Here is a 9,335-nt window from a genome sequence, read left to right on the forward strand (position 1 = left end):
CGTTGGCATCAGCGACCGCGCGGATTTCTTCGGCGAGCTGAAGTACATCATCGGTGATGCCGATCAGCTGGTGGTCAGTGCGGGTCTGCGCTTCGGCTTTTGAGGTCCATCGCTTCGCGTTGGCCCTGGTCGTGTGGACCGATCGTCTTTTCCAACCAATCCCCGATCACCGCCAGGGCAGAGTCGTCGAAGGAGATATCGCTTTCCTCGTACTCGATACGTTCCTGCGTTGCTACAGGCTGAAACAGATGGTTCATCCCCGGCACGATCACGACTCGCGACGCCGGGTGCTCTGCCGAGCGTTCCGCGACCGCTGCGTTTTGCGCTGGGACGATCTTGCGGTCTTCAGCGCCGTAGAGCGCCAGTATCGGGCCTGAGAAACTCACAAGGGTTGGCGCTGGGTCATACTTCGCCACCCAATACAGCGGGCCAGAGGTGAACGCGCCGGTCCAACCCGTAGCAGCGTCTTCGGATGCGCCGAGTGCCAGCATGCGTCGCTTACCTTCGACAAACGCCTGCTCCGGGGATGTGGACGACTGGATCGCCTGGAACATGGCGCGTAAGCGTTGCACGTGGGCGGCCGTCGCTTCTGGGTCCGTGCCATCCAAGGTGGCGTTCATTTCCTCGCGTAGGATCAGGATGTCGCGGATGTGAAGCGCTGGTGCGGCGAGCAGCACAAGGAATGCGCTAGGTGTCTCCTGCGCGGCTAGGGGACCGGCGATGCCCCCCTCCGAGTGCCCCACGTAGCCGGTACGAGAAGCGTCGACGGAGGGTTGGTCTTGCAGCCAGCGCATGGCAGCGGCCGCGTCTGCGGCAAAGTCGGGGACGCCAGCGGTTTCGAAGTCGCCAGAGCTCGCCGCCACACCGCGATCGTCGTAGCGAAGCACGGCAAAGCCTTGCCGCACGAGGTAGTCCGACAGGATCAGGAACGGGCGATGGCCGCCGGTGGCCTCGTCACGGTCCTGAGGCCCTGAGCCGGTGATGAGCACCACCGCAGGAAACACGCCTTCGCCGTGAGGGTGGGTGAGTTCGCCCGCGAGCGTGACGCCCGTATCGCCGCCGGGGAAGCGTACCTCCTGGATGGCGTAGTCGCGCACGAGCGCGGCCTCTCGTGGGCGAAGGGTGCTGGCGTCCTCGCCGTGGGCCAGGGGCAGGCAAGCGTGGCTGGCGGCGATCATGGTCAAGGCGATTCGGCGAGCGGTCATCGCGTGCTCCTGCATGCGCTTAGGGTTTTGCTAGGCAAGCGATCTGCTGAGGGGGCAACTACGTCGATACTGGATCGCATGCGGCCCTAGTGGTGCGGGCCGATGGCGACGGCGGGCAGCCGGGCGCCTTCGCGGCGGTCGGCACCTCCGCACCGTTCGAGCGTATCGAGTGCGAAAGCACTGTCTGCTCACTTGTGTCGCATCAACCCCTCAAGGCCTTCTCCAACGTAGGATTGCCTTCGGTGAGCCGCCTTTGTACCTCGATTTCGCGCCGGATCTGACGTTGCAGCTTGCGCCCCTCGCCCGTCTCCATCAGGGCACCGATGAATGGCGACTGCGTAAGCCACTTGTTGTCCCGCCAACCCAAGGTAACCGCTTGCGCGATCAGTCCAAGGGCTTGGCGCTCGTCGCCAGACGCCGCTGCGACTTCCGCAAGCTGTATCCGAAATTGCGGCTCTGGATCCGCGTTGAGCTGCGCAAGCTTCGCCGGCGACAGAAGTTCCACCGCACGATCTTTGCTACCTGCCAACGCGTCCAACGCCGCCAATGCGTAGACACCTTGGCGGCCAGCTGCTTGCAGCTGCTGCCGCGCCAATCCCAGCTTCCCGAGCGCGATGTTCGCTCGTCCGCGCAACTGCAGAATTGATGGCGCAAGGGCGTCTTTGCCCTCCACCTGGGCCAGAGTGTCGAGGGCCTCGCCCGGGCGGCCATGTCGCAGATGCGACCTGGCGATTTCGCCAAGCACCACCACTTGCCCGGGATTGAGGCGCAGCGCCCTGGCATGCCAATTCGGCGCGGACGGATGGCCGATGAGTTCCAGGCTCTGCGCGATCTGGATCTCTGCATAGCGCGAACGTCCACCCGACGCTCGCACGCGAAACTCCAACGTCAGCGCTTCGTACAGCTGCCCTTGTAGCAAGTGCACGTACGCGGCGCTCGACCCAGCGGGGGCGTTGTTCGCATCGAGCTGATAGGCGTACTGCAGCGCGGAGAGGCTCTCGTTCATCCGCCCCTGTGAGCCAAGCGAGTAGCCGAGCGCAGACCAGGCGTTGCTGCTCGTCGGCCGCTCTTGCGTGAGGGCCCGCGCCAGCGCTTCGGCCTCCTGTTTGTGCTCGATCTCACCGCCGAACTTGGTCGCCTTGGTGGAGAGCGCGAAGCTCAGGGAGAGGCGTGCATCGAAGTCCTCAGGGGCGCCGGCCAGCACCTCTCGCAACATCCCGATGGCTCGGTCCGTCTCGACCGATTGATGGAGAGCAAGCAGTGCACGAGCCCGTGTCAACGCAGCGGAACGCTCGCCATCTTCGGCGCTGTGTGCGTCGTCATGTAGTGGGTTGGGCGGGTGCTCATCACTAAACCAGGACAGGCTGACCACCATCAAACAGGCAGTGGCGGTGAGTGCCATCACGGGGATAGCAAACGGTGGTCGGCGCGAGGGTGAGCGCGTGGGCACCTCAACCCGCGCAATCTGCCCCAGCACCGCATACCCATTGCCGCGAACGGTACGGATGTATCGGGGATGCTTCGAATCATCGCCCAAGGCCTTTCTCAGTAGAGCGATCCTCTGCGCGATGGTCTCATTGCTCACGTGCTTCGACTGCCACACGGCGTTGGCCAGGTCCGCACCGCTCAGGGGTTCGGGTGCCCCCTCGATCAGCGCTACGAGCACGTCGAAGCTGAGATCGGACAGCCTGATCGTGTCGTCGCCTCGCCGAATCGTGCGGCTGCGCGTGTCGATCACCAAGTCACTCAAGGAGTACTGCACATCGCCCGTCCTACGCTGCTTCAAGCTAGATGCTTCAAGATTCTTCAGACTAATTCAAGTGACTCGGCAGCCCTCGCGAGCCACGCTTGCGGCCTCGTTACGTGAGGGAATTCTCGATGACAAGACTCATTCCACGCAGCGCCCTGTGGGGTGCTTTGCTGCTGTTGACCCTGGGGTCGGGATCTGCGGTCGCCCTGGACGATCGGCAGGCCGGTACTGACCCCCTCGGTCTCTGGGTTTGGCGTACCGAAGCGCCGAACGATCAGGTGGCGCTGACCATTACGCGAACGGACGGCGCTTGGCGTGCCGAGATCGATGGACACGCGATGGCGGCCACCCTGGAAGAGGGTGCGCTGTCGGTCAGTGCTCCCGATGGTCAGCGCTTCGTAGGTACCCTCGGTGCGAGTGGCGCGCTGCTCGAAGGTTACTGGTTTCAACCCCCCTCCGACCTCGACTACCAGTTCGTGGCGACGCCCGTCGCACTGCCCGCGGTGAAGACCAACCGTTGGGGGGCAGTCATCGACATCCAACCACGTCCTTACCATGTATTCCTCGACATCTTCGAAGCGGATGGAGCTGTGTCTGCCGTTATCCGAAATCCGGAAGGAAACAACATCCTTCGCGCAACCACGTTTCGTGTGGTCGGTGTGCCCACCGGTGGCTGGCGCTTGCTCAGCGGAAAGGGCGAGCGCGAAAAGCAGCACACGCTCGACGCAGGGGATGCCAACACCCTGCTGCTCAACTATCGTCGATTCAACCGGGTCATTGCGCTTAGCCCAGCCACTGAAGAAGAGAAGCACGCGTACTACAGCCGTGTGCAGGGATCGCACGAGAACGCGCCGGCGCGCACACCTCAAAAGCTAGACGATGGCTGGCCGGTGTCATCGCCGGAAGACGCCGGCTTCGATCCCGAGACACTCAAAGCGCTGACGCGGGCGATCGGTGGGTTCGATCCACGCGACCGGCGACCGCAGTTGATTCACTCGGTGCTCGTCTCGCGCGCTGGTCGCCTCGTCTATGAAGAGTACTTCTACGGGCACAATCGCGAGAAGCGCCATGACGTGCGCTCCCTCGGCAAGGTATTCGGTTCCGTCATGATCGGCGCGCTGAGACAGCAAGGGCATGCGATCACGACGGATCATCGTCCGGTCGCCAGCGTCCTGAAGTCGGCCGGCCAGCCGCTCGGCGACAAGAGGAAGGCCGACATCACGTTAGCGCACCTCATGACCTACACCAGTGGCCTGGACTGCGATGTGAACGCGCAATCCGCTGGCAACGAAGAGAGCATGTGGGCACAGGATGCCGAGCCGAACTATTGGCTGTACACCGCAAAGCTCCCGATGCTACACGACCCTGGCGTGCGCTACGCCTATTGCTCCGGTAGTGCCAACCTGGTCGGCGTCACGCTAAGTGAATTCGGTAATGCGTCCGTACACGAGTTGTTCAATGAGCTGATCGCCAAGCCGCTTCAGTTCGGACCCTACCATTGGGCGCTAGCACCGAATGGCGAAGGGTATCTCGGGGGCGGCGCCTACATGCGCCCACGCGACGTCCTGAAGATCGGTGCGATGTTTGCAGCGCAAGGCGCTTGGAACGGTCTGCAGATTATCGATAAGGGCTGGGTTGAAGAGTCGACCAAGGCCAGAGTTGCCATCTCACCCGCAACCACGGGGATGACTGAGACCGTCTTCGAGAACAGCTACTTTCGCAGCGAGCAGGCCTACATCTGGTCGGTGAAGGCGATTACCGTTGGTGCACGGCGCTATCGGGCGTTCCAGGCGAGTGGGAACGGCGGCCAGTTGCTCATCGTCGTGCCTGAGCTTGACCTCGCGGTCGCCATCTCTGGCGGCAACTATCGGATGGGCGGCATCTGGGGCCGTTGGCGCAACTTCATCGTCGGCGAGCACGTCATTCCTGCACTGACTGACACCCCCTAGAGACAGCTCGAGAGTCGCGGCGACAGCCGCGGGCCCAGTCTGCGCAACGGCTCGCCGCCGAGAGCCAGACTCCCCAAGGCATGGATGGGTACCACGCGGCTGACCAACCGTCCGGCCCGGTCGTTGGCCTGTTCACCGACGAGCACGGTGCCTCAAACTTACTATCTCGATAGATAGGCTAGTTCCGTGCCTTGTCAAGGCGCGAGCATCCACCTAGGATCCGGTGATCAAAATATACAGAAATTGCCTGTTAGGTAGCAGACTTCACGCCCCGACCGACTACTTGCGTCGGATCGTTGCACATAAGCCAGTCCAGGTTTTTGAACTGGCTGACTGGGTACAGGGCTGCTCGAGCTAGGGAGCAACAAGGATGAATGTCTCGACTCGACGAGCCGAACGTGCCGTAGTCATCGTCACCCTGTTGTGCCTGGGGAGCACCGCTCTTGCAAGCGACTTCCCGGCCGTGTTCGAACTCGGCAGGTTGCCGGCAGGGGACGGCAGCGAAGGGGTGAATCTTGCCAGCCGTTCGCCGGGTGCCGCCAAGGCCCTATCCGGTGTCGGCGATATCAACGGCGATGGGATCGACGATTTCGCGGTAGGTGCGCCGGCCGCAAGCGGGCAGGCGACGGCCTCGGGCGCCGCCATCGTGGTGTTCGGCCGCGCAGATACTCCCTATCCGGCGATTCTGAACATCGATGATCTGTTCGAATTCAACGGCGGCGATGGCAGCGATGGATTTACCGTCCGCGGCAGCTTTGTCACCGCCGAGAACACGGGGGTAAGCGTCAGCGCAGCGGGCGACGTGAACGGAGACGGCATTGACGATCTCCTGATCGGCGCCCGCCTCAGGGCCTGGGTGCTATACGGGCGAGACGGGCCAGGCGGTGACCGCTTCGAAGCCGACGTTCAGCTCAGCAACATTCCCTTCGATAGTGAGGCCACCCGTGGCTTCGAACTGGCCGGGGCGGGCGTGTCAGGTGCGCAGGGGGTGATCGGTCCGGCCGACGTCAACGGGGATGGCATCGACGACATCATCGTGTCGAACCCGGACGCGGCGGTCGATGGCGAAACCGGCGTTGGGCGGGTTTACGTCCTGTACGGACGGGACGATGGGGATAGCACTCCCTTTCCGAGTTCCGTGGATCTGGAACAACTCCCCGAAGGCGACGGCAGTGAGGGCTTTGTCATCACCGGCATCAAGCCCAGGGATGGAATCGGCGAAGCCCTGGGCGTGGGCGATTTCAACGGCGACGGACGCGTGGACCTGCTCATCGGGGCACCCTTCGCCAACGTAAATCAGGTGGTGCAGGCAGGCCAGGCCTATCTGGTCTACGGGCGCCCGGTGAACGATCCGTTCCCCGCCGTGTTTTCCCTACGCACCCTTCAGGAGGCGTTCGGCGGTGATGGCAGCGAAGGTCTGATCATCAACGGCCGGATAGAGCGTGGAAACGCGGGTTTCTCCTTGGCGAGTGCGGGGGACGTCAATGACGATGGCATGGACGACGTCCTGCTCGGCTCCTTCCTCACCGACACCACGGGCGAGGCGTACCTGCTCTACGGATGTAGTTCGGCATGCGCTGGCATACCGGCGCTGGATCTCGTCGAGTTGTTTCCCGGTGCCGGGGGTGACGGGTCTCGAGGGGCGGTCCTTATCGGCATCCGTCTAGGCGACCTTACCGGGAGTGCGGTGAGCGGACCAGGTGATGTCAACGGCGACGGCATCGACGACCTGCTCATCGGCGCCGAGCGCGCGGGTCCGGGTGGGCGCAACGGCGCCGGCCGCGTCTACCTCGTCTTCGGTCGTCAGGGGCCGGCGCCGTATCCGCCCTTGTTCCTGCTGGCAAGCTTGACGCCAGGGTTGGGCGGCGATGGGAGCAGCGGGGTGGTGTTCAACGGTATCTCCGGCGGCGCCGGTTCAACCCTTGGCAATGCTGGCGACGTGAACGGAGATGGCCGCGAGGACTTTATGATCGGTGCCGAGTTTGCGCCGGTGCTCAGCAAGGCCTTCGTCGTCTTCGGCCGCACGCCAGATCCAGACGCCCCGCGGTCAGACTGACAGGACTCGCAGAGCTCGTCGCCGTTCGCTGAAGCAGCCTCCGGACTCGTACAGAGGATCCTAACGATGCCCTTGCCCCGCTGCTGCGGGGGCATCGCTTTCTTCGCGGCCACGCCGCTCCAGGGCGCTCTTCAAGCGCCCTGCGGTAGGCGCTGCCGACTGGCTCAACTGCACGTTCACTCGATCCGCTCGGCCCCGCGCATCCACCACCGTGAGCTGAAAGAACCCCGGACCGCTTGGCTGCCATTGCTGTGACGGCCAGGGCGTGGGTGACATCGGTGCCCCGTCGACGAGCCACGTGAAGGGCGGTTCACCGCCGGTGCTCTCGAGGCGCAATGGCGTCGCCCCGAGCAAGATCTTGGTCTCTGGCAGGGGAAACAGCACGCGCGGTCCACCGCCTACGCCATCCTCCTCGCCCAGGAACCTGAGCATCGGCGGCAGTCGCTGACCATCGAAGCTTGCCAAGGCGCCGGCGGGTGGTTGCGTGGGCGATGATTCCTCGGCGGCGGGCAAGGCATCGAAGACCTCGAACAGAATCGGCGCCGCCACCCCATGGCCATAGATGCCTGGCAAGGGCGTTCCGTCCGGCCGCCCCACCCACACGCCCACGGTCCACCGCGCATCGAAGCCGATGGCCCAGGCATCGCGGTGACCGTAGGAAGTACCCGTCTTGAAGGCGATGCGTGCCTTGGCCGCGACGCCTCGCGCCCCTGGGCCCGCGGCGGTACGCAGGATGCGCTGTAGCTGCCAGCGCGCCCGCGCCTGAAGCAGGGGCGGCGTTACTGACCGTTGGACCTCACCTGCCCTATCGTTCTCGCAAAGCAACTGCAGGGGGCGCGTTTCCCCGTCGTCTGCCAGGCCTCGATACAGGCGCACGAGAGCCTCCAGCGTGGTGCCCGCGCCGCCAAGGGCAATGGCGAGGCCCGGTCGGTCGAGGCTCGGCAAGGCCAGGGGCACGCCCTGCGCCTCCAGCGCCATGGTGAAGCGCGTCGGACCGAGGGCATCGAGCAAGGCCACGGCGGGCACGTTCAAACTCAGGCGCAGGGCATCGGCGAGTTCGAGGGCGCCGTAGTAGCGCTGCTCGAAGTTCGCGGGCGCATACTTACCGAAGCGCGTCGGTCGGTCCATGACGCGCGTGGCGGGGGCGGCGAGCCCGCGATCGAAGGCCAGTCCGTAGATGAAGGGCTTTAGCGTTGAGCCTGGCGAGCGCGTGGCCCGTGTCAGATCCACCTGCCCTGCGCGCAAAGCGCTGAAGTAGTGGGTGCCGCCCAGGTACGCGTGCACCTGTGCGCTGTCGTTGTCGACGACGAGCACGGCAACGTTCGCCCGGGGGTGCACCTGCCTGACGGCCACCCGCGCAATGTCGCGAACCCGTTCTTGCAGGTCTGCATCCAAGCAGCTATTGATTTCACTCGCTTCACCGACCGCCAACAGGCGATCAGCGAGGTGCGGGGCCAACACGGGCAGGGGATCGGCGACGGCCTTGGACAGGGGCTCAGAAAGCGCCAAGCGTAGATCTTCGCCCGCCAGGAGATCCTGCTCCGCCAAGCGCCGCCACACGCGACGCAAGACCTTCGCCCGCGCCTCGAGCCCCGCCTGCGGGTGTCGATCCGGACGCAGCCGCGTTGGCGACTGGGGTAAGGCCACGAGCAGGGCCGCTTCCGCGGGCGTGAGCTGCTCAGGTCCATGGCCGAACCAGCGCTGGCTCGCGGCCGCGATGCCCTCGACGTTGCCCCCATAGGGCGCGAGACGCAGGTAGAGCGACAGGATCTCTTGCTTGCTCAACGCGCGCTCGAGCTGCAGCGCGCGCCCCATTTCCGCGAGCTTGGCCCCTAGGGTGCGCGGCCTGGTTTCCAGCAGACGTGCGGTTTGCATCGTGAGCGTCGAAGCCCCTGATACCACACGACCATTACGAATCCATTGACCTAAGGCGCGCATCGTCGCTAGGGGATCTACGCCAGCGTGCCGATAGAACCGCTTGTCTTCGTACGCTACGAGCATGTGCAGGAAGAGCGGGTCGACGGCATCCACCTCCGCGGGCAGGCGCAAGCGCTCGTCAGCGGCGAGGCGATACCGCAACGGTTGACCGTGGCGATCGTACAGCACGCGCCCGAGCATCTGCGCACGGGACAGATCCACCGGATGGTGGTGATCCAGCATCGCCAACGCGATGACCACCAGCGAGGCAGCGCCTCCAAGCGCACCGATCGCGGCCAGCCGCAGGCGACGCCGCGAGCTGAAGGGAGAGCGCATCACTGTTGCAGCTCGCTCGGGATCATCACTGGGCTGCCGTGATCGTCGTGCGTGCCGCTGGGCCGATGGCGCGAAAGCGCGGCGCGTACATGTCCTCCACCTGCACGCCCGGCATCGCGAAC

At 64.6% G+C, this 9,335-nt stretch carries 5 protein-coding genes; 2 read left to right on the forward strand and 3 right to left on the reverse strand.

Annotated elements, in window-relative coordinates; translation table 11 throughout:
* Positions 1 to 74: 74 nt before the first annotated feature.
* Both AAF184_23075 and AAF184_23080 read right to left on the reverse strand, forming a co-directional pair.
* Positions 75 to 1,205, reverse strand: a complete 1,131-nt coding sequence (locus AAF184_23075; protein ID MEO0425238.1) for an alpha/beta fold hydrolase — start codon at positions 1,203 to 1,205, stop codon at positions 75 to 77.
* 202 nt (positions 1,206 to 1,407) lie between these two features.
* Positions 1,408 to 2,991, reverse strand: coding sequence for a winged helix-turn-helix domain-containing protein (locus AAF184_23080; protein ID MEO0425239.1), 1,584 nt, complete (start codon positions 2,989 to 2,991; stop codon positions 1,408 to 1,410).
* Positions 2,992 to 3,083: 92 nt separating this feature from the next.
* On the opposite strand from AAF184_23080, the gene AAF184_23085 reads away from it, so the two are divergent.
* Complete coding sequence (locus tag AAF184_23085; protein ID MEO0425240.1) at positions 3,084 to 4,904, forward strand: serine hydrolase; 1,821 nt, start codon at positions 3,084 to 3,086, stop codon at positions 4,902 to 4,904.
* Between the two features lie 370 nt (positions 4,905 to 5,274).
* Positions 5,275 to 6,960 carry a hypothetical protein gene (locus tag AAF184_23090; GenBank protein ID MEO0425241.1) on the forward strand — a complete coding sequence of 562 codons (1,686 nt, stop codon included), beginning with the start codon at positions 5,275 to 5,277 and terminating at the stop codon, positions 6,958 to 6,960.
* A 60-nt stretch (positions 6,961 to 7,020) separates the two neighbouring features.
* On the opposite strand, the gene pbpC is transcribed toward AAF184_23090, so the two are convergent.
* The gene (pbpC, locus tag AAF184_23095; GenBank protein MEO0425242.1) at positions 7,021 to 9,213 is read right to left on the reverse strand and encodes a penicillin-binding protein 1C; all 2,193 of its coding nucleotides are present in this window, start codon (positions 9,211 to 9,213) and stop codon (positions 7,021 to 7,023) included.
* Positions 9,214 to 9,335: the final 122 nt, after the last annotated feature.

The organism is Pseudomonadota bacterium, assembly GCA_039815145.1.
GTDB lineage: Bacteria > Pseudomonadota > Gammaproteobacteria > Steroidobacterales > JBCBZW01 > JBCBZW01.